The sequence below is a fragment of the Bacteroides sp. AR20 genome (genome assembly GCF_964250605.1).
In the GTDB taxonomy this organism is placed as follows: domain Bacteria; phylum Bacteroidota; class Bacteroidia; order Bacteroidales; family Bacteroidaceae; genus Bacteroides; species Bacteroides uniformis.
In genome coordinates, this window is the sequence record NZ_CAXUGK010000017.1 from 36,951 (window position 1) to 59,988 (window position 23,038).

General features: G+C 47.6%; 27 protein-coding genes. 17 read left to right on the forward strand and 10 right to left on the reverse strand.

Going from position 1 to position 23,038, the window contains the following annotated elements:
* Entirely contained in the window at positions 1 to 1,287 is a 1,287-nt protein-coding gene (locus ACESTD_RS10275) for an O-acetylhomoserine aminocarboxypropyltransferase/cysteine synthase family protein (protein ID WP_005835904.1), read from the reverse strand.
* Positions 1,288 to 1,471: 184 nt separating this feature from the next.
* On the opposite strand from ACESTD_RS10275, the gene ACESTD_RS10280 reads away from it, so the two are divergent.
* Together ACESTD_RS10280 and ACESTD_RS10285 are read left to right on the forward strand one after the other, a co-directional pair.
* Positions 1,472 to 2,893, forward strand: a complete 1,422-nt coding sequence (locus ACESTD_RS10280; RefSeq protein WP_050756838.1) for a S41 family peptidase — start codon at positions 1,472 to 1,474, stop codon at positions 2,891 to 2,893.
* Between the two features lie 13 nt (positions 2,894 to 2,906).
* Positions 2,907 to 3,812 carry a DUF4595 domain-containing protein gene (locus ACESTD_RS10285; RefSeq protein ID WP_373158847.1) on the forward strand — a complete coding sequence of 302 codons (906 nt, stop codon included), beginning with the start codon at positions 2,907 to 2,909 and terminating at the stop codon, positions 3,810 to 3,812.
* An 8-nt stretch (positions 3,813 to 3,820) separates the two neighbouring features.
* Here the strand turns inward: ACESTD_RS10285 and ACESTD_RS10290 are convergent, their stop codons facing one another.
* A complete protein-coding gene (locus tag ACESTD_RS10290) occupies positions 3,821 to 4,633 on the reverse strand; it encodes an alpha/beta hydrolase family protein (protein WP_005826503.1) in 813 nt (270 codons plus the stop codon).
* Positions 4,634 to 4,727: 94 nt separating this feature from the next.
* Here ACESTD_RS10290 and ACESTD_RS10295 point away from each other — a divergent pair, with 94 nt between their 5' ends.
* The 9 genes from ACESTD_RS10295 to aat all read left to right on the forward strand — a co-directional run bounded on the left by ACESTD_RS10295 (position 4,728) and on the right by aat (position 12,949).
* Positions 4,728 to 6,023 (forward strand): hemolysin family protein, encoded by a 1,296-nt coding sequence (locus ACESTD_RS10295; protein WP_373158846.1) that lies wholly within the window; start codon positions 4,728 to 4,730, stop codon positions 6,021 to 6,023.
* Positions 6,024 to 6,067: 44 nt separating this feature from the next.
* A complete protein-coding gene (locus tag ACESTD_RS10300; RefSeq protein ID WP_117600695.1) occupies positions 6,068 to 6,547 on the forward strand; it encodes a copper resistance protein NlpE N-terminal domain-containing protein in 480 nt (159 codons plus the stop codon).
* Positions 6,548 to 6,707: 160 nt separating this feature from the next.
* The gene (locus ACESTD_RS10305) at positions 6,708 to 7,142 is read left to right on the forward strand and encodes a DUF6078 family protein (RefSeq protein WP_008663796.1); all 435 of its coding nucleotides are present in this window, start codon (positions 6,708 to 6,710) and stop codon (positions 7,140 to 7,142) included.
* 526 nt (positions 7,143 to 7,668) lie between these two features.
* Positions 7,669 to 8,118, forward strand: a complete 450-nt coding sequence (locus ACESTD_RS10310; RefSeq protein ID WP_243634913.1) for a DUF1016 N-terminal domain-containing protein — start codon at positions 7,669 to 7,671, stop codon at positions 8,116 to 8,118.
* Positions 8,108 to 8,965, forward strand: a complete 858-nt coding sequence (locus tag ACESTD_RS10315; protein ID WP_009036638.1) for an SDR family NAD(P)-dependent oxidoreductase — start codon at positions 8,108 to 8,110, stop codon at positions 8,963 to 8,965. The genes ACESTD_RS10310 and ACESTD_RS10315 overlap by 11 nt, the downstream gene beginning before the upstream one ends.
* A 42-nt stretch (positions 8,966 to 9,007) precedes the next feature.
* On the forward strand, positions 9,008 to 9,697 hold the full coding sequence (locus ACESTD_RS10320) for a glycine zipper family protein (RefSeq protein WP_130080985.1): 690 nt from the start codon (positions 9,008 to 9,010) through the stop codon (positions 9,695 to 9,697).
* Between the two features lie 32 nt (positions 9,698 to 9,729).
* On the forward strand, positions 9,730 to 10,041 hold the full coding sequence (locus ACESTD_RS10325; protein ID WP_005826483.1) for an ATP-dependent Clp protease adaptor ClpS: 312 nt from the start codon (positions 9,730 to 9,732) through the stop codon (positions 10,039 to 10,041).
* A 12-nt stretch (positions 10,042 to 10,053) separates the two neighbouring features.
* Positions 10,054 to 12,294: an AAA family ATPase gene (locus ACESTD_RS10330; RefSeq protein ID WP_005835881.1), complete on the forward strand. Its 2,241-nt coding sequence runs from the start codon at positions 10,054 to 10,056 to the stop codon at positions 12,292 to 12,294.
* A gap of 4 nt (positions 12,295 to 12,298) precedes the next feature.
* Complete coding sequence (gene aat / locus ACESTD_RS10335; protein WP_005835880.1) at positions 12,299 to 12,949, forward strand: leucyl/phenylalanyl-tRNA--protein transferase; 651 nt, start codon at positions 12,299 to 12,301, stop codon at positions 12,947 to 12,949.
* A gap of 90 nt (positions 12,950 to 13,039) precedes the next feature.
* Here the strand turns inward: aat and ACESTD_RS10340 are convergent, their stop codons facing one another.
* Positions 13,040 to 13,897 (reverse strand): MBL fold metallo-hydrolase, encoded by an 858-nt coding sequence (locus ACESTD_RS10340; RefSeq protein WP_005826480.1) that lies wholly within the window; start codon positions 13,895 to 13,897, stop codon positions 13,040 to 13,042.
* A gap of 58 nt (positions 13,898 to 13,955) precedes the next feature.
* Positions 13,956 to 15,551 carry a sensor histidine kinase KdpD gene (locus ACESTD_RS10345; RefSeq protein ID WP_009036634.1) on the reverse strand — a complete coding sequence of 532 codons (1,596 nt, stop codon included), beginning with the start codon at positions 15,549 to 15,551 and terminating at the stop codon, positions 13,956 to 13,958.
* 451 nt (positions 15,552 to 16,002) lie between these two features.
* On the opposite strand from ACESTD_RS10345, the gene ACESTD_RS10350 reads away from it, so the two are divergent.
* The 3 genes from ACESTD_RS10350 to ACESTD_RS10360 are packed head-to-tail and all read left to right on the forward strand — an operon-like array spanning position 16,003 to position 18,542.
* Positions 16,003 to 17,631 carry an RluA family pseudouridine synthase gene (locus ACESTD_RS10350; RefSeq protein WP_242363841.1) on the forward strand — a complete coding sequence of 543 codons (1,629 nt, stop codon included), beginning with the start codon at positions 16,003 to 16,005 and terminating at the stop codon, positions 17,629 to 17,631.
* Between the two features lie 38 nt (positions 17,632 to 17,669).
* Positions 17,670 to 18,140: a GNAT family N-acetyltransferase gene (locus tag ACESTD_RS10355; RefSeq protein ID WP_057097627.1), complete on the forward strand. Its 471-nt coding sequence runs from the start codon at positions 17,670 to 17,672 to the stop codon at positions 18,138 to 18,140.
* Positions 18,141 to 18,152: 12 nt separating this feature from the next.
* Positions 18,153 to 18,542: a VOC family protein gene (locus tag ACESTD_RS10360; protein WP_005826473.1), complete on the forward strand. Its 390-nt coding sequence runs from the start codon at positions 18,153 to 18,155 to the stop codon at positions 18,540 to 18,542.
* A gap of 4 nt (positions 18,543 to 18,546) precedes the next feature.
* Here the strand turns inward: ACESTD_RS10360 and nfo are convergent, their stop codons facing one another.
* The 3 genes from nfo to ACESTD_RS10375 are packed head-to-tail and all read right to left on the reverse strand — an operon-like array spanning position 18,547 to position 20,252.
* Complete coding sequence (gene nfo, locus ACESTD_RS10365) at positions 18,547 to 19,389, reverse strand: deoxyribonuclease IV (RefSeq protein WP_005835868.1); 843 nt, start codon at positions 19,387 to 19,389, stop codon at positions 18,547 to 18,549.
* 4 nt (positions 19,390 to 19,393) lie between these two features.
* Positions 19,394 to 19,711: an MGMT family protein gene (locus tag ACESTD_RS10370; RefSeq protein WP_005826471.1), complete on the reverse strand. Its 318-nt coding sequence runs from the start codon at positions 19,709 to 19,711 to the stop codon at positions 19,394 to 19,396.
* Positions 19,712 to 19,769: 58 nt separating this feature from the next.
* Positions 19,770 to 20,252, reverse strand: a complete 483-nt coding sequence (locus ACESTD_RS10375; RefSeq protein WP_005835865.1) for a PepSY-like domain-containing protein — start codon at positions 20,250 to 20,252, stop codon at positions 19,770 to 19,772.
* Positions 20,253 to 20,397: 145 nt separating this feature from the next.
* Between ACESTD_RS10375 and ACESTD_RS10380 the strand changes: the two genes are divergently transcribed.
* The 3 genes from ACESTD_RS10380 to ACESTD_RS10390 are packed head-to-tail and all read left to right on the forward strand — an operon-like array spanning position 20,398 to position 21,530.
* Complete coding sequence (locus tag ACESTD_RS10380) at positions 20,398 to 20,856, forward strand: GNAT family N-acetyltransferase (RefSeq protein WP_022401636.1); 459 nt, start codon at positions 20,398 to 20,400, stop codon at positions 20,854 to 20,856.
* A 36-nt stretch (positions 20,857 to 20,892) separates the two neighbouring features.
* Positions 20,893 to 21,171, forward strand: a complete 279-nt coding sequence (locus tag ACESTD_RS10385; RefSeq protein ID WP_005835861.1) for a zinc ribbon domain-containing protein — start codon at positions 20,893 to 20,895, stop codon at positions 21,169 to 21,171.
* 2 nt (positions 21,172 to 21,173) lie between these two features.
* Positions 21,174 to 21,530, forward strand: coding sequence for a nitrous oxide-stimulated promoter family protein (locus ACESTD_RS10390; RefSeq protein ID WP_008663812.1), 357 nt, complete (start codon positions 21,174 to 21,176; stop codon positions 21,528 to 21,530).
* On the opposite strand, the gene ACESTD_RS10395 is transcribed toward ACESTD_RS10390, so the two are convergent.
* From ACESTD_RS10395 to ACESTD_RS10405, 3 genes are read right to left on the reverse strand one after another with little or no spacing between them, the layout of a single operon-like run.
* Positions 21,476 to 21,682 carry a hypothetical protein gene (locus tag ACESTD_RS10395; RefSeq protein ID WP_005835857.1) on the reverse strand — a complete coding sequence of 69 codons (207 nt, stop codon included), beginning with the start codon at positions 21,680 to 21,682 and terminating at the stop codon, positions 21,476 to 21,478. The genes ACESTD_RS10390 and ACESTD_RS10395 overlap by 55 nt on opposite strands.
* A 2-nt stretch (positions 21,683 to 21,684) precedes the next feature.
* Entirely contained in the window at positions 21,685 to 22,149 is a 465-nt protein-coding gene (locus ACESTD_RS10400) for a MaoC family dehydratase (protein WP_005826461.1), read from the reverse strand.
* 22 nt (positions 22,150 to 22,171) lie between these two features.
* Positions 22,172 to 22,918 (reverse strand): SGNH/GDSL hydrolase family protein, encoded by a 747-nt coding sequence (locus tag ACESTD_RS10405; protein WP_022401637.1) that lies wholly within the window; start codon positions 22,916 to 22,918, stop codon positions 22,172 to 22,174.
* Between the last annotated feature and the right edge of the window lie 120 nt (positions 22,919 to 23,038).

Genomic DNA, 23,038 nt, shown 5'->3' on the forward strand with positions numbered 1-23,038 from the left:
TTAAATTCTGTCAAATGCCTGGGACAAGTCGTCCAGCAAATCATCGATATGTTCTGTCCCGATGGAGAGGCGGACCGTGCCCGGTTTGATGCCTTGTTCTTCCAATTCCCGTGCACTCAATTGGGAATGGGTAGTGGTGGCAGGATGGATAACCAGGGATTTCACATCAGCCACATTGGCAAGCAACGAGAATATCTGTAAACTGTCAATAAACGTCTGCGCTTCCTTCACACCGCCCCGCACCTCAAACGTAAAGATAGAACCGCCTCCATTCGGAAAGTATTTCCCGTAAAGCGCGTGGTCAGGATGCTCGGGCAGGGACGGGTGGTTCACGGCAACCACTTTGGGATGCTTCTTCAAGAATTCAACCACTTTCAAGGCATTCTCCACATGACGTTCCACGCGAAGCGACAACGTCTCCAATCCTTGCAACAGAATGAAAGCATTGAAAGGACTGATTGTGGCACCGGTATCACGCAACAATACGGCACGGATACGGATGGCATAGGCAGCAGGACCGGCAGCGTCGACGAAACGTACTCCATGATAACTCGGGTCCGGTTCCGTCAGTTGGGGAAACTTCCCCGAGGCCACCCAGTCGAACTTGCCGCTATCTACAATAACACCACCCAAGGACGTACCATGCCCTCCGATGAACTTCGTTGCCGAATGGACTACAATATCTGCCCCATGCTCTATGGGACGAATCAAGTAAGGAGTACCGAAGGTGTTATCTATAATCAGAGGAATCCGGTGACGGTGTGCTATTTCAGCAACGGCATCAATGTCAATGATGTTGCAATTCGGATTTCCCAGCGTTTCAATGAATACTGCCTTGGTATTCTCCTGAATCGCTTTCTCGAAATTGTCCAGATTGCCCGGGTCCACAAAAGTAGTGGTAACCCCGTAGGCAGGCAATGTGTGGGCCAGCAGATTATACGTTCCACCGTAGATGGTCTTAGCTGCCACGATATGGTCGCCTGCACGGGTGATATTCTCAAAGGCATAAGTGATGGCTGCCGCACCCGAGGCTACGGCCAATCCGGCAACACCGCCTTCCAGAGCCGCCACACGTTTCTCGAACACATCCTGGGTGGAATTCGTCAACCGCCCGTAAATATTCCCCGGGTCCTGCAAGCCAAAGCGGGCTGCCGCATGGGCCGAATTACGGAATACATACGAAGTTGTCTGATAGATAGGTACGGCGCGGGCATCAGTTGCCGGGTCGGGTTGTTCTTGTCCAACGTGAAGTTGTAGAGTCTCAAAGTGCAATTTCTTTGTTTCCATTGTCGTTTGTATTTTAGGTGAATAAACCGTTTCTCATTCGGATGTTGCAAAGATAGAGCGATAAGCCGGGGCAGACAATGACACAGATTAGGGAATTTTATACCACAATTGTGGTAGATAAGCAAGCTATTTTCTATCTTTAGATAAGATAGACTGCATTTCGGCAAAACTTTTTCATGCAAGCATGAAAGTTCTGCACTCAATTTGCACTATCTTTGCCCCCATGAAAGCAAGAAATATACTGATACTCATATTGGGAACCCTGATTCTTCCCATTTATCTGACTTCCTGCGGGGTGGACCGCTGGAAAGAGTATGCCGGACAGACCCAGACAGACCGCTGGATTGACGATACCATGCGTGTGTGGTACTATTGGGTAGACGCTATCCCCCATACCAACGACTTGAACTATTTTCAAGCCCCTTTCACTTTCTTTGCCTCGCTCAAATCCGAAGAAGACAAATTCTCCACCATCGACAGTCTGGTCAGCATCACCACTACCCGCAGCATCCCCTATACGGATTACAGCTACGGATTCCAGTTCACTACCAACCAGATAGAAGTAGAAGGAGAAGAGAATGCCATTGTTGCACAGATTCTTTACGTTGCCGACGGAAGCCCGGCCTCGGAAATCGGGCTAAAACGGGGTGACTGGATTATGAAGATGGACGGGAACTTTATTACTGAACAGAATTATAAGAAACTGTATGGAAGTAGTGCCATGGAACTTACAGTAGGTTATTACGACGTGGAGAAAAATGCCATCGTTGCTTACGACAAACCCAGACAGATAGCATCGGCGCGTCCCGTCAACGACAACCCGGTGCACTATAAGAATGTATATACATCAGGCAGCAAGAAAATAGGTTATCTGGTCTACAACCACTTCAGTTCCGGCCCCACGGACAACAGTAATGAATATGACAACGACCTGCGCAGCGCATTCCAATATTTCGCATCACAGCAAGTCAACGAATTCATCCTTGACTTGCGCTACAACAACGGTGGATTACTGAGTTGCGCAGAATTGCTGTGTACCATGCTTGCACCTTCCTCCGCCTTGGGACAAGAGTTGGGGTACCTGGAATTCAACAACCGCTTCAATCCGCAGATAGTACCGTTCACCCTGAATTCCGGACTCATCGGAAACGGAGCAAACCTAAACCTGAATACTCTCTACGTACTTACCAGCAGCCAGACTGCCTCCGCCTCCGAAATGGTGATTAACTGCCTCGACCCGTATATGGATGTTGTCATAATCGGCGGTACTACCGTAGGCAAGAATGTAGGTTCCAGGAATTTCTCCAGCCCCGAACTGATGATAACGATGAATCCCATCGTCTGCAAGATATACAATTCGGAAGGGAAATCTGATTATGAATCCGGATTCCAACCGGCCTACTCGGGATATGTAGTGAATGAGATGAGCGACATGTCACGTTTCCTGCCCTTTGGAGATACCAACGAAGCCTTATTGAGCACTGCACTCGGCGCCATCGACGGAAGCATACAACCGCCCGCACAAGAAGATACCCGTTCTTTAAGAGTGACCACTCTCGCAAACTCCATTGAACGTCGGGCAAGCCATGCCGTACGCATCAAATAAAAAGACAAATAGGATGAAACTAAACAGAAGAGTTACAATCATCACCCGATTTTCGGGAATCATGTTCAGCCTGCTGTTGCTCGGCGGACTGGCAGCTTGCAGCGATGATAACAATGACAGTGATACGCCAGAACCGGAGCCATCAACCTACCCCACTACTCCTTTCTCCAAAATCGAACTCAAAGAAGTGATAGAGAGCGATGCGCAACCGGTTACTGCCACCCACACCTACCTTTACAACAGTGCAGGCAGGCTGACCGGCTACACCGGCAAACAGAGCTTTACAGCAGGAGACGAACTCTTCGAGATAGAGAATACCACTACTGTCGAATACAAGGACCATCAAGCCGTGATAACCGACGAAGCAGGTACAGTATCAACCTACACGCTGAATGACAAAGGTTATGCCACCACTTGTACCAGTCAGGATATGGCAGGAAATACCCGTACTTACACCTTCTCCTACCTCATCAACACCGAAGACAAATACTATCTGGAAAACATCACAGAAAAGCTGGACGACGGAAAAGAATACTCATTCATTACAATAGACTACAGCAACTTCCGGGCATTGCGCATACAGCAAAAGGTTGACACTTTTGAGCACAACAGTACGGCTACCACACCATCAGGCAATGAAATTGCAAATATCTCCGAAATACCAAGCCTATTCATTACGGACATGTATCCGCTTTCCATGCATGCGGTTGCCATATACGGGAAGATATTGGGAGAACCTGCAAACTATCTGATTACCCAACTCATCCCGGACAGCAACGGAGAAAGTGAAGAGACCACCACCTATACTTATACGTTAGATAACCGGGGTATCGTCACTTCCTGCCATGCAGTCGTCAGGCATATAAGGAACGGCTACGAGCAGGACTACACACGCACCGTGAACTATACCATCGAATAATAAACTACTTACTTCTTAAAGAACTTGTCGAAGAAAAGGACGTGATAGTCTATGGAGTTGTTCCAATACGTTCCGGTATGTCCACCGGGACGGGTGATGAAGTCATGGTCTATCTTCCTTGCCAGCAGCCGGTTGTGCAAGTCCTTGTTCACTTCAAGAAAGAAATCGGCCTCACCGCAGTCGATGATTAGCGCCAAGTCTCCATTTACAATCTTATCCAGCTGATTGACCACCGTATGCGCATCCCAAGATGCCTTGTTGGCAGCAAACTCTCCCAACTGCTTGTTCATTTCCCAATTCTGGGGGAACGGCCGTATATCCACTCCTCCACTCATACTGCCCGCCGCACCGAACACATCCTTATGACGGATAGCACTCCACAAAGCACCGTGGCCGCCCATACTCAATCCACTGATGGCACGCGCCTTTCTATCGGGAATGGTAGCATAGTTCCCGTCTGTATACTTCACCAATTCCGAGGTGACAAAAGTCTCATAACGGTAGGCAGGATTCTCCGGACTGTCCCAATACCAACTGTTCTTGCCGTCCGGACATACAAATATGATCCCTTTCTCATCTGCCATCTGCGGCAATTCCGGCTTCAGTTGCACCCAGCTCCGCGCATTGCCGCCATAACCGTGCAACAGATAAACCACCGGACAAGCCTGCTTGCCGATAGCCTTATCAGGCAATACATACACAACTTTTACATCCTTATTCATGGCTGCACTTCTCACCAACACCGTGTCTACACGTGCCGCCTGCAACATTACGGCAGACAGACACCACAAAAGCCCCAAGGCAATAATTCTTTTTTTCATCTATTTATTGTTTATTTTTTCTAACGGATGGCAATATTAACAATAAATACTGAAAAATCATTATCTTTGCCTCACAAACTATTCAAAATCCACTATGGAGTTTATTATCATTCTACTTTTACTTATTCTGAACGGCATTTTTGCCATGTATGAAATCGCTTTAGTCTCCTCAAGTAAAGCACGCCTTGAAACTCTTGTCGGAAAAGGGAACAAAAGAGCCAAAGGAGTATTGAAACAACTGGAAGAACCCGAAAAATTCCTCTCCACCATCCAAATCGGTATTACTCTTATCGGTATCGTATCCGGTGCCTATGGTGGTGCCACCATCGCTGATGACGTAGAACCGCTGTTCGCCCTCATTCCGGGAGTAGCCGCCTATGCCAAGACTCTCGCCATGATTACCGTAGTAGCCATCATCACCTATCTGTCGCTCATCATAGGCGAACTGGTGCCCAAGTCCATCGCCTTGAACAACCCGGAACGATGGGCCACCATGCTCAGCCCCTTCATGATTGTGCTGACCAAGATTTCCTATCCGTTTGTATGCCTGCTGAGCGCTTCCACCAAACTGATGAACAAACTCATCGGACTGAACAGCGGCGAAGAACGCCAAATGACACAAGACGAACTGAAGATGATTCTGCACCAAAGCTCGGAACAAGGCGTCATCGACAAAGACGAAACGGAAATGTTGCGTGACGTGTTCCGCTTCTCGGACAAAAGAGCGAATGACCTGATGACCTATCGCCGCGACATCGTCGTGCTCCATCCCACAGACACACCGGAAGAGGTGCTGCGCATCATCCACGAAGAACACTTCAGCAAATATCTCCTGGTGGAGCGGGGAAAGGACGAGATTATCGGTGTGGTTTCCGTAAAGGACATCATCTTGATGATGGGCGGCGAACAACCCTTCAACTTACGTAGTATTGCACGCCCTGCTTTGTTTATTCCGGAAAGTTTGTATGCAAAGAAAGTTTTAGAGCTGTTTAAGAAGAACAAAAACAAGTTCGGAGTTGTTGTAGACGAGTATGGAAATACAGAAGGTATCATCACCCTACACGATTTGACGGAAAGTATCTTCGGAGACATCCTCGAAGAGAATGAAACGGAAGAAGAGGAAATCGTTGTCCGTCAAGACGGTTCCATGCTGGTGGAAGCTTCCATGAATCTGGATGACTTTATGGAGGCAATGGGCATTATGAACTATGATGACCTGAAAGAAGAAGACTTCACCACCTTGAGCGGTCTTGCCATGTTCCTGATAGGACAGGTGCCGAAAGCCGGAGACTTGTTCAGCTACAAAAACCTGGACTTCGAAGTAGTGGATATGGACCGCGGACGAGTGGACAAACTGCTTGTCATCAAGAAAGAAGAAGATGATGAATAACGAACGCTATTGCGTCTTTATAATTAATTTAAACCATTAAAGCAATGAAAAAAGTAATGATGATTGCAGCCTTTGCCGCTGCATTGGTATCCTGCCAATCAAAAGGAACCCAGAACAATGATGCTGTTGCCGTGGACGAAGGGGTAATGGCAGTTGCCGGCAATGACTCGTCTGCCGTGGCCGTATACGAGGGAATTCTTCCTGCTGCCGACGGTCCGGGCATCCAGTATGTATTGAGCGTGGACAGCGTAGGTCCTGATGGAGAAAGCGGTTATACGTTGGTAACAACTTATTTGGATGCCGAAGGCCCCGGAAAAAACAAAAGCTTTACTTCCAAAGGAAAGAAAGAAGTTATCCAGAAAGACGTCAATAACAAGAAGAAAACAGCCATCAAACTGACTCCAGACGACGGCGACACTCCGGTGTACTTCGTAGTAGTGAACGACACTACCCTGCGCCTTGTCAACGACAGCCTGCAGGAAGCAGTGAGTGACTTGAATTATGACATCATCCAGGTGAAATAGTCCATCCATACTTATAAGAAAGAACGGTACAGCCGGAATTACTGGATTCAGTGGTTCCGGCTACTGTTTTTTCAATGAAGAGGCATTTCAAACAAGAGAACAGAAGGCTATATCAAAAAGTTAGTGTTATCTTTGTAGCTTCATCAAAGTATATATAAACATGAAACATTCTTCCGAAAAACCTTTAGCACCTGCCAACTACTCACGCTGTTTCAACAACCAATGCCCGAAAGCCGACAACTGCCTGCATCGCTTAGCTGCCCTTCGCGATACCCCCGAGTACCCGTCCATCCGCATCATCAATCCACTGTGCATTCCAGAGGATAGCAGTCAATGCGCCTATTTCCAATCGACACAAAAGATACATGTTGCGTGGGGAATCAGCCACTTGCTCGATGAAGTTCCCTACAAGAATCTCCAACCTCTGAAAAGCCAGTTGATAGCCCATTTCGGCCGCGGAAAATACTACCGCTTCTACCGGGAAGAATCTTACCTTTCCCCCGAAGACCAGAACTATATCCGCAGAACTTTCCACCAATACAACATTCCGGGAGAACCGGCTTTCGACTCTTACAGCGAGGAATACAAATGGTAGAAAGGTAATCTTCAGCCCCCTTTTCATGTCATTTTATCACTGAAAATATAGATAACACTTTAGTTCACAACGGTGAACACTTTGTTACAACAGTAAGAAACAAAGTGTTCACATACTATGAAACAAACTGTTCGCACTCAATAAAACGAACTGTTTTCTTTAACGGAACAAACTGTTTCCTACTAATGAAACAAACTGTTCTCCATATTGAAACAAACCGTTCTCCTTAGGGAAACAGACGGATTCCCTTTTGAAGCCCTACAAGGGGAATAATTATCGCCTACGAAAATATAGGAGGAAATACAGCGACATAGTGCGATACCTATTCTCTGCAAAACGGGTGAACGTGTTCGGGAGGATATTGCAGCAACACGGGATGAGGTAAAGGAAAGAGAGGGGGAGATGGTATATTGTGTGGTAAAAGTGGAGAGGTAGAAAAGACGAAAAGGATTACAGTTGAAATAAATTCTTTTTCTTAACTTTGTGAAATAGAAACATCGAATATGACGATGAAGAAAATAAAAATATGAAAACAGCACTATCTATAAATCAACCGTTCAAGGATTGGGTAAACCACCTAAAACAAGACATTCGTAGTGCACAGATTAAAGCGGCTGTACGCGTGAACAGCGAACTGCTTCACCTTTACTGGCAACTGGGAGCAGAAATTATAGAACGGCAGAAAGAAATGACTTGGGGAAGCGGATTTCTCGAAGAGTTGAGTCGTGAGCTGATGGCAGAATTTCCTGATATGAAAGGGTTCTCATATAGAAACATACGCAGTATAAAGCAGTGGTATCTATTTTATAATGAGCCACATACAATTTGGCAACAAGTTGTTTCCAAATTAGGTGAAGAGAAATTTTTCTCCATCCCTTGGGGGCATCATCTCTATATCATCTCCCAATGCAAGGAAGTGAACTTATTCGGAGAAAGACAGTTAAACAATAAAACCGGAAACATATATGGCCGATAATTATCTTGAAAATCAGTACGAGCAATACCGGGCACGCAAAGCAGCTTGGGAGAAAGCGAAAAAATCCGGTAAGGCACAAACGCTACATAAGCCGACACTTCCCCTCAAAAAAGGCGGAAAGAAAGTGTTCGTTACCGGAGGTGCAGGAGGTATTGGCAAAGCCATTGTAGAAGCCTTCTGCAAGCTTAATTACCAAGTAGCCTTTTGTGACAAGAATGAACTGGAAGGACAACAAACCGCCCAAGCCACCGGAGCACAATTCCACCCCGTCGACCTAAACAGCAAAGAAGCATTGGAACTTTGCCTGCAAAATATTTTCAAGGAATGGGGGGATATTGACATCATTATAAACAATGCCGGCATCAGTGAATTCTCTCCCATCACAGAAACGAGTGTGGAGACTTTCGATAAAATATTGTCTGTGAATTTACGTCCGGTGTTCATTACTTCACATGCGTTGGCAGTACACCGCAAAAGTCAAAACAGCACGAATACCTACGGAAGAATCATTAATCTCTGTTCTACCCGCTATCTGATGAGTGAACCAGGCAGTGAAGGATATGCAGCTTCCAAAGGAGGTATCTATTCATTGACGCATGCGTTGGCTTTATCGCTTGCAGAGTGGCACATCACGGTCAACTCCATCTCTCCGGGCTGGATTCAGACACACGATTATGAACAATTACGGGCAGAAGACCATTCACAACATCCCTCCGGACGGGTTGGCAAACCGGAAGATATTGCCCGTATGTGCCTATTCCTATGTCAAGACGAAAACGACTTCATCAATGGCGAAAACATCACCATTGACGGAGGCATGACCAAAAAGATGATTTATCGGGAATAGCCCTTTTATAAAACAATCTGCCCAACATAATAATTATAGGATATGAACATGAAAAAGTCTTTTATAGGAATCCTGGCAGCAACCATCATCCTCAGCGGATGCGGCACAAGCCAGATGGCTGCAGGCGACCCTAACGCAGTGCTCGCAGGAGCTGCCATCGGAAGTAATGTAGGCGGTGCCATCGGCGGGCTGATAGGTGACAGTAACGGAGGCTGGCGAGGAGGATACCGGGGTTCCGCCATCGGCACCATCATAGGAACCATTGCGGGAGCTGCCATTGCCAATGCAGCCACAGCCCCCAAAAAGCAGGAGGAGTACAGCTACCGGATAGAAAGGACACAGCCCTATCCCCCGCAATCCGGAAGACAGCCGCAAGCATCGGCCATCGACCACTTGAGGGTACGGAATATACGTTTCATTGACGACAGCCGCAACCACGTCATCAATTCGGGCGAAAACTGTAAAGTGATTTTTGAAATCATGAACGAAGGAAACAAAACAGCCTACAACGTAGTGCCGGTGGTGGCGGAAACCACGGGCATGAAGCGCATTTACATATCACCGTCGGTCATGATAGAGCAAATAACTCCGCACAACGGTGTGAAATACACCGCCAACATCAGTGCCGGAGAACGGATAAAGACGGGTAACGTCACCATACGCATAGCCATAGCCGACGAGTATGGGGACGAATATGACTGGCAGGAGTTTTCGTTGCCCACACAACGGTAGAACAATGTCTTAACAGTAGTTTTTAAAAAGAAATGGAACAACAGCAATCTTCTTTCAAAGAAAAAGAACGCATAGAATTACGGGAACCCCGACGCTTCAAAGTCACCATCTACAATGATGACTTCACCACCATGGAGTTTGTGGTAAAAGTACTCACCACCGTCTTTTACAAATCATCGGCAGAAGCGGAAACACTGATGCTGCAGGTGCACAAGAGCAACTCCGCGGTAGTGGGCATCTACTCATACGACATCGCCCACTCCAAAGTACAGAAAGCCACCCGCATGGCACGCAATGAAGGTTTCCCCCTCCGGCTCACCGTCACCCCGGAGGAAGAAGAATAAGAAAGAAACAATATGGATATAAAAAATACGATATTCGTAAACCAAGCATTCGCTTCCGCACAAAGAAAAGCCGAGTCTTACCGGCACGAGTTCATCATGCCCGAACATCTGCTGAGCGCCATTCTGGAACAGGAACCCTTTATCAACACCCTGCAAGATACCTTCTACAATTATGTGGAGCTCAGCATCTCACTGGAAAACTATCTGACGGAAGAAGTGGAAACTATCCCCGACAATGTGGAATACGAGTTGGGACTTTCCGTCCAGCTCAGTTCACTCCTGCAACATGCCTATATGGTGACAGAGTATTCCAGCGCCGAAGAGCTGGGTGTTCCCCATCTGATACAAGGCTTGCTGCAACTGGAAGATTCCTGGGCATGCCATTTTCTAAAGGAAGCAGTCGGCGGCGACCTGCCCGAATTCCTCAGTCTGCTCATTACCCACTACGAAGAAGCGGAGCTGGCAGAAGAAGCAGGCGGTGTACAATCCCCCGATGAACAAGAGAAAACAGAACCATGGCGTAACTACGTGACCTGCCTCAACGACCGCCTGGCAGACCACAACCCGCTTATCGGCAGGGAGATGGAGTTGGAGCGAACCATACAAGTGCTCTGCCGCAAAGAAAAGAACAACCCGTTGCATGTGGGCGAACCCGGCGTAGGCAAAACAGCCCTTGCCTATGGGCTTGCCGCCCGTATCGAAGCGGGCAACGTCCCCGAACGGCTTGCCGGTTGCCGCATCTACGAGCTGGACTTGGGCAATCTGCTGGCAGGCACGCAATATCGCGGCGATTTCGAGAAGCGGTTGAAAACCATCATGGAGGGCATAGGCCGTGAAGGACACGCCATCGTCTACATCGACGAGATACACAACCTGATAGGCGCCGGACGCACGGGTGAAGGCTCCATGGATGCCTCCAACATGCTGAAACCCTATCTGGAAACCGGGGCAATACGTTTCATCGGTTCCACCACCTACGACGAGTACAACCGCTACTTCGCACGCAGCAAGGGACTGGTACGCCGCTTCCAGCAGATAGACATACTGGAACCGAGCATTGAAGAAGCCATACATATCGTAGAAGGCCTGAAAGAGAAATACGAAACCTACCACGGCGTCACCTACGAGCCCGACGTCATCCCCTACGCCGTAAAGGCAAGCGCCCGCTACATCAGCGACCGTTTCCTGCCCGACAAAGCCATCGACCTGGTGGACGAAGCAGGAGCTTACCGGGAAATACATCCCACAGACTCCGGAGAACAGACCGTGGACAAGGCACTGATAACCGACATACTGGCACGTACCTGCAAAGTCAATGCCCTCGCCATGAAAGAGGACGACACAGTCGCCTTGGAAAGCCTGCACGAGCGCATCAGCTCCCGCATCTACGGGCAGGAAGAAGCCGTCCGTCAGGTAGTGGAAGCTGTGCAAATGTCCAAAGCAGGACTGCTGGACGAAAACAAACCGCTAGCAAGCCTGCTCTTTGTAGGCCCCACCGGAGTAGGAAAGACCGAAGTTGCCAAAGTGCTCGCCGCCGAGCTGGGCATCGCCCTGCAACGTTTCGACATGAGCGAATATACCGAAAAGCATACCGTAGCCAAACTGATTGGCTCGCCTGCCGGCTATGTGGGTTACGAGGACGGCGGCCTGCTGACCGACGCTATACGCAAGACTCCAAACTGCGTACTATTGCTCGATGAAATAGAAAAAGCGCATCCCGACGTATTCAACATCCTGCTGCAAGTAATGGACTATGCCGTACTGACCGACAACAAAGGACGGAAAGCCGACTGCCGACACGTGGTCCTCATCATGACCTCCAATGCCGGAGCACAATATGCCCGCCAAGCGTCCATCGGCTTCAACAGTCAGGTCACCGCCGGAGAAGCCATGCTGAAACAAGTCAAGAAAACCTTTAAGCCCGAATTCATCAACCGCCTCTCTGCCACGGTGGTCTTCCATGACATGGACCGCCCGATGGCATCACTTATCCTCGACAAGAAACTCGGAGAACTAGGCAGCAAGCTGTCTTCCCGCCAGGTGGAAATGGTATTGAGCCAGGAAGCACACGAATGGCTGCTCCAACGGGGTTTTATCCCCGAATACGGCGCCCGGGAGATGGACCGCGTGATAGCCGCCCACTTGAAACCCTTGCTGATGCGCGAAATTCTGTTCGGTACATTGAAGGCAGGAGGAAAAGTCCGCGTGCAAGTGGAAAACGGAGCATTGAAACTACAACCCGCAACCGAATAACGATATGGTCTTTCAACTGACGGATAAACTTGCTTTCCCCGACCCTCACTACGGCGACCCCGACGGGTTGCTCGCTGTGGGCGGTGACCTATCCATTGACCGCCTCATCCTGGCGTACTCCAACGGCATCTTCCCCTGGTACGCATTTCGGGAAGAACTGATACAATGGTGGTGCCCGATGGACCGTTTCGTCATCTTTCCGGACGAAATCCATATCTCCCACTCCATGCGTACGCTCATCAACAAAGGAAAGTACGAGATCACCTTTAACGAGGCTTTCGAAGACGTCATACAAACCTGCGGAGAATTGCGGATGGAACAAGAAGGAGCCTGGCTCGGAACGAAGATGATGGAAGCCTATACGCACCTGCACGAACAAGGATTCGCCGCCAGCGTGGAAGTATGGGAAGAAGAGCAATTGGTAGGTGGGCTGTACGGAGTGACCCTGGGACGTTGTTTCTTTGGAGAGAGCATGTTCTCACTCGTTCCCAGCGCCTCGAAGCTGGCCCTCATCCATCTGGCCCAATTCTTCAGGGAACATGGAGGCGTCATGATAGATTGCCAGTTCGAAACCCCTCACCTCAAAACAATGGGAGGCAGGCACATCAGTTACGACGAATATATGACATACATCGAACAAGACTGCCGCTTCTAAAAGTAAAAAGGAATAACGAGGGGCTCAGAACTATCCGCGCCTAAATATAGCATAATGAAAGTACTCATATACTTTTGACACTCTCCCATTCTATTTGAAGGCCGGAGCAGGAAGATGCATACCTGCCATCGTCAATTGGTTGTCCTTGGCATATTGGAGGAAATACTTGCGTGCTTTCACGGCAGCTTCCTTATCCATATCATAGGAAGCGCAGTATTCCGGATGCTCCAACTGAAGGGCCGCACCATGGATGAGGTCACCAATCACCAGTAACTTGCCACTCTGGAAAACCGTATGACCGGGAGTATGACCGACTGCCTCCATGGCAACCACATTGCCCGGCAAGGTATCGCCAAACTCAAACAGATGCAGCCGTTCCTTATAGGCATCCATCGTCTTTACGACCTGCGCCTTCCTTTCGGCAGGCATTGCCATCCAGGCATCATATTCCACTTTTGATGCGTACACTTCGGCATTCGGGAAGACTACACTGTCTCCCTTCATCATTCCACCGATATGGTCGCCGTGGAAATGGGTAAGATACAGATATCCAATATCTGCCGGAGAGATACCCAAAGATTGTAATCCGGGCAACAGACGACTGCCGGGAGCTCCCATTCCCGTATCAAAAAGGATACGGATACCATTCGTATCTACCAGGAAGGTGCTCATGGAAGAAGGAATACCGCCTTGAAGCGACAAACTTTCCATCAATTCATCGCTTGCATCCGGGAAAATCGTTCTCGGCATCAAATGCTCACCAGCATTATCCTGAATCCAAGTGGCCTGCACTCCCTCCAGTTGCAAGGTCTTTACGCCACTGCATGTTACACCGACACTATCCATACTTACATCTTCATTTGTTTGTTTCTTTGTCCTGCTGCCGCAACCCGCCATCAGCAATGCTGCTGACACAACAACCAGGCACGTCCATGTCTTGTTTTTCATCGGTACAGAGTTTTTTATCCATAAATATTGAAGTTCGCACAAATATAGGCAAATAAAATCATTCGGCACACGGATGTCTGAACCAAAAACGGCTGCCGACTCCCAATTCCGACTCAGCACCGATAGTCCCGCCAAGATGCTCAATGATACTTTTACAGATGGACAAGCCTAAACCCGTGCCCTTCGCAAACGTATTAAGCTTTACAAAGCGGTCGAACACAGTAGCCACGGCATCCGGAGCAATACCCATACCGGTGTCCGTCACAGAAAACTCTATCTGACCGGTACCTTCCACCGGATGATATTCCAAAAGGATCTGCCCTTCACTGGTGAACTTCAAAGCGTTGTTTATAAAATTGGTGACCACCTGCATCAGACGTTTCTTGTCGGTATAGATACGGTAATCGGGCAAGTCGGGAGCCAACAGAACCGGTACAGCCTTGTCTTCCTTTATATCATAGTTGCGCATCACGTCCTTACAGAAGTCACTGACATCCACATACCCCATATTATAATCAAGTGTTCCCGCTTCTATCTTTGCCAAATCCAGAATGTCGGATATCAGTTGCAAGAGCAGTTCCGTATTCTCCTGCATGATGGCAAGGTATTCCTGGCGTTCTTCCCTATCGTCCAGTTCGGCAATGATGCTTGCAAAACCGACAATGGAATTGAGCGGAGTACGGATTTCATGACTCATATTGGCCAGGAAAGCAGACTTCAAGCGGTCCAGATGTTCTGCCTTATCCTTGGCGACCCGCAATTCCTCCTCTATCTTTTTCTGATGGTCGATATCCACACTGGTAATGACATGCGCCATCTGCCCGTCCACCCAAGCAAAGGCTGCACTGAACACGCGAAACCAACACTTGTCAAATGGCCGTTGATAATCCCACGAATAGACTTTGGTGGGGTGTCCGTTTTCATCTATCAAATGCCTCTTTGGGCAGAACTCACACTCCCCCGTCTTGTCCGAGTAGAGGGCCTCCCAGCATTTTTTCCCCCAGAAATGCTCGATACCGCCATATGGTTCCACCATAGACCTATTGGCATACAACATATCGTGGGAATCGAAAGAGTTGACGTAAATATCAACGCCCATATTATTCATGATACTGCCTAATGTATTGCTGGCCCTCACTTCCCTTTCCTTATATTCCCTGACCGCAATTTCCTTAGAGAACGAGCCCAGCAAGAGATGAATGATTTGCAACTCCTCTTCCGTGAGATAGGTCTCTTCCTCCCTGCCTGCAAAACCTATGAATCCGATGATTTTACCCTCAGTATCTTCAAAATGCCTGATTAACAAAGAATCCTCACCGTAGAAATCAAGAATGTCAATATCATCCCATGAAGCATCCGCATTTCTGTTTCCATAGAAAGGTTTATCCCGAGCTTTCATGGCATCGACATGCTCCTTTTTCAACTCTCCCATATCGAAACGGGGTTTCATAGTCCCACCTTCATTTCCAATCGTTTCTTTCAATAAGAAATAACGGAATCCGTCAGTCTGATAGATAAACCCTTTCGTAAAGTCATAGTAGTTGCAGAAATCGGTCAACGATTCAATAACTTTCCTTTCATTGGGTTCATTGCTATTCAACCGTTCTAAAAAATGAAGCAAGAATATGTTTAATTTCTCTTTGTTTTTGCCCATATAATCTTTTGAAAAACTTTAAGGCGCTAATATACAACTTTTTAAAGAGAAATAAGTTTCTTTTATATATCCAGGAAGTTTAAAAAACAACCATTCCCCAATAAAACAAAAAAGGCAATAACTTAATTTATTTTACAAGTATCACTAAGGCAAAAGCTCTTCATCCGTATTCATACGACGGCATAACATCTAAAGTACACAAAAAGAAGTCTATGGAAGAAGAAAATATCCGAGACAGATTAATAGTCATTTTTTAAGGATAACAGAGTTGCCAATTTATCAAAAACAAAGTTAATTCACACATATATACATATTTGTATAAACGGAGAATAAGTAAAACTTTCCCAAAGATGTTTTTCTCTTCATAAGCGCTACAACCTATATACAACGAAATAAAGATTTGCAGTACAAACGGTCTGTTATAAGAGAAATATAGTATCTTTGCAACATCATGTTGCACCGTTTTACTACTTCCATAACCGACATTCCGCTTCCGGAAAGGTTCACCTATCCTTTCTGCTATACTCCGCACCCATTATGTATATTGGCAGCCAAAGAAGTACAAAGCTATCTTACCCGACAAACTGCATGGAAGGACGAACTGCGCCAAGGCAAAATGTTCGGGGTACTGATTGTACAAACCGAGCATGGAGAAACCGGATATTTAGCTGCATTCTCAGGCATATTGGCCGGAAAGAACCTACATCCCTTTTTTGTTCCTCCCGTATATGACTTGCTACAGCCACAAGGCTTTTTCAAGATAGAAGAAGAGAACATCTCTTCCATCAACCGCAACATCCGGCAATTGGAAAATGACAAAGCATATGCCGCCTTATCAGCAGAGCTTGCCCGGACCATTCAGTCAGCAGAAGACATACTGGCAACAGCCAAAGCACAGTTGAAAGAAGCCAAAACAGCCAGAGAACAGCGCAGAAAAGAAAAAGAACTCAATGCGCAGGAAGAAGCCGAACTGATACGGGAAAGCCAGTTCCAAAAGGCGGAATATAAACGTCTGGAACGTTCATGGAAAGCAAGGATTACCACACTGCAAACGCAGACAGAAGACTGGGAAAGACGGATTTCAGCATTGAAGTCTGAACGTAAAACCCGCTCTGCAGCATTGCAGCAAAAGCTATTCGAACAGTTCGGGATGCTGAATTACCGGGGAGAACTCAAGAATCTCTGTGAGATATTCGGGCAGACCGTGCACAAGACACCTCCTGCCGGCGCGGGTGAATGTGCGGCCCCCAAACTGTTGCAACAAGCTTATCTGCACGGGTGGAAACCTATTGCCATGGCCGAGTTCTGGTGGGGTGATTCCCCAAAGACAGAGATACGCCATCACGGTCACTATTATCCGGCTTGCAAAGGAAAGTGCGAACCTATACTGCAACACATGCTGCAAGGTCTACAAGTAGAGGAAAACCCCATGTTGAAAAGAATGCAGGTACCCTCCCAAAATTTGGAGATTGTTTATGAGGACCCATGGCTTTCGGTCATCAACAAACCGGCAGGAATGCTGTCTGTTCCCGGCAAGGAAGATGCAGTCTCCGTCTATAGCCTGATGCGTGAGCAATATCCCGAAGCTGACGGTCCCCTGACGGTGCATCGTCTCGACATGGCCACTTCCGGTTTAATGCTCATTGCCAAGACCAAGCGTGTACACCAGAACCTGCAGGCCCAGTTCAAGAACCGCCTGGTCAGGAAACGTTATGTCGCATTGCTCGAGGGTATTGTCCCAAAGGACAAAGATACGGTCGACCTCCCGCTTTGCCTGAATCCACTTGACCGCCCACGGCAAATGGTACACACCGAACACGGAAAGCCCGCCATCACCGATTATCAAGTTCTGGAACGTCTGGACGGGAAACGGACCCGTATCGCTTTCTATCCGCGCACGGGAAGAACCCATCAGCTACGTATACATGCAGCACACCCGCTTGGCTTGCACTGCCCCATCATCGGTGATGAACTTTACGGGGAGAAAGCAGACCGGCTTTATCTGCATGCCGAATACTTAGAATTTACCCACCCTATAACGGGAGAAACCGTAAGGATTACCAAAGAAGCTGAATTCTGACTGCCTACTGATTAATAACCAGCAAAGTAATGCAATAAATGATGATACTCCGACCTACCCCACAAGATTATGACGAACTGTTGACCGTCTGGGAAGCCTCTGTCCGCAGCACACACCACTTCCTGGCAGAAAAGGATATACAGTTTTACAAACCACTGATAAGAGAGCAGTACTTTCTTGCCGTAGAGCTTTACATCATCCGCAACGAAAAAGAAGAAATTGCCGCCTTTATGGGACTGAGCGATGAACTCATCGAGATGTTGTTTGTCCGTCCCGACCAACAAGGTAAGGGATACGGAAAACGGCTCATGGAGTACGCCGTCCACCAAAAACACATCCACAAAGTGGATGTAAACGAGCAGAACGGACAAGCTTGCCGATTTTACCAACATATGGGATTCCAAGTGGCCGGCCGGGACGAAACCGACCCGATGGGAAAGCCTTTCCCTATTCTGCACCTGCAATTACCAACCCCACCACAGATTACTCAGATTGAACACAGATTATAATTTAGCAAACTTATGAAGATACATCACATCGCCATCTGGACCTTCCAACTGGAAGAGATGAAAGAGTTCTACACACGTTACTTCAACGGGAGCAGCAATGAAAAGTACATCAACCCCAAAAAAGGATTCGAATCTTATTTCCTTCACTTCGATGAAGGAACGGATTTGGAACTGATGAGCCGTACGGACATACAGAATACCCCTATTGAGGAAAACAGACTGGGACTGACCCACTTTGCCTTTGCCTTCGACAGCCAGGAAGCTGTCCTCCGACAGACAGAACGGCTACGTACAGCGGGATATACCATCGCAGGAGAGCCCCGTACCTCCGGCGACGGATATTTTGAAAGTGTCGTCCTCGACCCGGACGGTAACCGTATAGAATGTGTATTCAGGGCATAGTCTCTCAATCAGAGGAGACAAAGCTTCTCAACAGTTTTATCTCCTCTGCCCAAAGCGATTCATCGGGCGTCTCCAAAATAATAGGTATACCGTCAAAACGCACATCTTGCATAAAGCGCCGGAAGAAATCCATACCTATCAGCCCCTTGCCGATGCTGTCGTGACGGTCTACTCTGGAGCCGAGTGCTTTCTTGGAGTCATTCAGGTGTATACCACGCAGATAGCCGAAACCTACCGCTGTGTCAAACTCCTCAAACACCTTGTCATACTCATTCACTATATCATAGCCTGCTGTATACGTGTGGCAGGTATCAAGGCAAACTCCAACGCGAGACTTGTCATCCACCCGGTCAATGATATGTCCCAGCTGCCAGAACTCATTTCCCACATTGCTACCCTGCCCGGCTGTGTTCTCTATGACAGCCACCACATCGTGCGTCTTGCCCAATATAAGATTAATGGATTCAGCGACCTTGTCCAGACACTCTTCCACGGAAATCTTATTCAGATGGCTGCCCGGATGAAAATTCAGTAACTTCAGCCCTAATTGTTCGCAGCGCTGCATCTCATCCAGAAAAGCGGCACGGCTTTTCTGTAACCCTTCTTCTTCGGGATGCCCTAAATTTATCAGATAACTGTCGTGAGGCAGGATATAGCGGGAATCGAAGCCAAGCTTCCCACAATTTTCCTTAAACACCCTGATACTCTCCTCCGTCAGCGGCCTTGCCACCCACTGACGCTGGTTCTTGGTAAACAAGGCAAAAGCATTTGCCCCTATCTCACTGGCATTGACGGGAGCCGCTTCCACTCCCCCACTGGCCGATACATGTGCACCTATAAATTTCATAATCTTATTGTATTTGCTCTTTCATGAATTCCCACTGGCATTTTTTCATGTCCACACACCCATTCTTTCTGAACGTCACGCCCTCTGCCTCCAGCAAAGCCCGCTGTTCCGCCCAGCACGGTGCCAGCCTGCCCTGGCTGTTCACTACCCGATGGCAGGGCAGACACATGCCGTCGGGCACATCGTGCATAGCATGTCCCACCATGCGCGAACATTGAGGTCTTCCGACAAGATAGGCTATCTGTCCGTACGTCACCACCCGCCCCGGAGGGATTGCGGCCACTACATTATAAACCTCCTGCTGAAAAGTGTCTTTGTCCATAAAAGTCTGGTTTGGGAAGGCAAAGATATGATAAATTCAGCAGGTATGCGAACAGACGTTACAAGAAAGTGGCTGCGCCGAGCGGATTGTATGTATAGGTGACATTACGGGCACGGATGATTTCGCCCGTCGGGGTAAACAATATCTGATATTTCGTCTGGAGATTTGCCATCCCTACCTCTACCGCCACGATGGACTGCCATTTGGGAAACTGTACCCAAGTGACATTCTGCACCATCCCTCCGGAATATTCACTGGCGGCAAAAGCATTGTAAACGGCAGGGGGCACTTCGTCCATTGTCTCCCAGTCCGTCTGTTGCATTACCCATTGCGCCTGCCCGTCAAACCAGACTTTCGTATCAAAACCGTTCATCAGGAAATCTGCCACATAATAAGACTCATCATGCGACCAGGCAACATCATCTGCCGTAGGATACATTTTCTTCAGTGCAGCCTGTACATCAGCAGGTGCCCAATCGGCAGAAGCCGAGACTGATACCATCAGCATCAAAACCAGAAAAGAGAATTTCAACTTACTCATAACTTCATCAGATTATCATGTTATGAGAAGAACGGCGTATGGCAGATTTTGTTCACCGGCAACTCTCAACCATTCAACAGTTAAAAAGAGATATCCATTGTAATTCAATAGAAAATGACTAACTTCACACCAGAAATTCAGAAATATGATAAGAATACATCCCATATCCGGCAACAAAAAGCAATATCTTGACCTGCTGCTGCTTGCCGACGAACAAGAGTCCATGATTGACTGTTATCTGGAACGGGGAGAGATGTTCATCCTATCCGATAATGATACAGTCAAAGCGTCTTGTGTAATCACCTGCGAGGATAAAGGAATCTACGAAATAAAGAGCATAGCTGTCTATCCGGAATACCAGCGCCAGGGATATGGAAGACAACTGATAGCATTCGTTCTTGAACATTATAAAGACCGGTGCCATACTATGCTTGTCGGCACTGGAGACAGTCCGCTAACCATCCCCTTCTATGAAAGCTGCGGATTTGCATACTCACACCGGGTACCCGATTTCTTTATCGATAATTACGACCACCCCATATTTGAAGGAGGCAAGCAACTGAAAGACATGATTTATCTGAAAAGGACGCTTCAACCAAAATAATATTCTATATTTGCATATCACTTAACTCCACACATTATGGAAGCTAAACTTTGCCAAAGCTGCGGAATGCCCTTGTCATCTGCAGAAGTACTCGGAACCAATGCCGACGGTAGCCTCAACGAGGAATATTGCACCTATTGCTACCAGCACGGCAATTTTGCACAAGACTGCACTATGGACGAAATGATAGAACATTGTGCACAGTTCACCGACGAATTCAACAAGGATTCCGGAATGAATTTCACTAAAGAGGAAGCCATTGCCGGTATGAAAGAATTCTTCCCGACCTTGAAACGCTGGCAGTCCAAACAATAAACATGCCATCCCGTATCGAGCAGGAAAAACAGACAGTAGAACGGATGGTCCGCCTCTACTGCCGGAAAAAGGAAGGTAACAAGCAATTGTGTCCCCGATGCGAGGAATTGCTGGGATATGCCCGCATTCGTCTTTCACGCTGTCCTTTCGGTGAGAATAAATCCACCTGCAGGCAATGCAGCATTCACTGCTACAAGCCCGAAATGAAAGAACGGATGCGTGAAGTCATGCGGTATGCCGGACCACGGATGCTGTTGTACCATCCCGTGGCGGCACTCCGCCATTTGTGGCAGGAGTATGTCCATCAGTATTTCACCAAACGTTTCGGAGTCCCGCGCCAGGAACAGCACAAACAATAAACCGTATCCTGGTCGTATCCCTCCAACGAGGAGGTGCCGTCCTTAGGTACAATCTCACCTTTGTCAGAGATGTAGACCGGCAGGCGCTCACCTTGTCCGTTCATCACAAAAAATGCCCCCACCTTGCATTGGGGGCATACCATCTTACGCATAATCAATTGAAATAATACAAAAATATAGCCACCCCTTCCAGTGCCTTCTTCTTTTCACCTTGTATTTCGATGGCAAACTTTATTTCCGCCTTTGCCACACCGCGCAGATTCGACAGAGATTGCAAATGGGCAACCAGTCGGATGCTCTGTCCGGACAATACCGCCTGACCGAACTTCATCTTGTCCATACCATAATTAATCATCATCTTCAGGTTGTTCACTTCAATAATCTGGTTCCACAGATATGGCAACATGGACAAGGTGAGATACCCATGTGCAATAGTGCTCTTAAAAGGACTTTCCACTTTGGCGCGTTCCGTATCGACGTGTATCCACTGATGGTCCAATGTCGCATCAGCAAACAGATTGATACGCTCCTGAGGGAGCTCTACATATTCCGAAACACCGATTTGCTGGCCTACCAGCTTTTCAAAATCCTCGTACGAGTTGATAATCACTTTTTCCATTACTCTCTATTTTATTGATAAATTATAAATTCACGCGCTTTATCCACATATCCGCCATTCGTTTATGCCCTGCAGGAGTAGGATGGATACCGTCCCAAATCCAATAGGTGTCCTGAGAAGCCGGAGCAATGCCAAGAATTTCATCGAACATCGCATTATAAGGAAGAAATACCGTCTGATAGTCCTTCGCTATCCTCTCTACGATGGCGGCACAGCGACGCACCAGACTATCACGTTCTGCAAAGTCCTCACTCTTACGCATATTGCCGACATTGACAACAAAAGGAGTGCCCAGCACTATCTTCAATTCCGGATTGGCCTGCAAAGAACGGTCAAGCAAGGAACGGTAACATTTCTCCCATCCTTCAAAATCAAAAGGCTCTTTTTTGTCACCCTGCAGATAGTAATGTACATCGTTTGTCCCCACCAAGACGGAAAGCACATCCGGTTTCATTCCAATGACATCCTCTTCCCAGCGTTTCTCCAAATCCCGGAGAGTGTTTCCACTGATGCCACGGTTAAAAAAAGCATATTCCTTTTCCGGGAAATCTCCTTGATAATGACTTGCACACAAATACATATAGCCGCTACCGTAAATATGGTTCATATCCCAAAGGCTTCGTTCCGCAGTCGGTTTGGGCATCCCGCAGGCATTTCCCCAGTTACCGTCCGTGATAGAATCTCCGATAAACAAGACACGCGGGCCGCTTGCATGGAGTAAGAGTGATATGCAGAAAAAAACTATTACAAAGAGTCCAATACGCTTCATGGCATTTTCTTGTTAGAATGTAAAAATTGCAACAAATATACGTCTTATTCCGGCAAGTACAAAAACTCGGGTACCTTTTTCCCATTTCCCAAAAACACATATAACCCTTATTTTTATTTC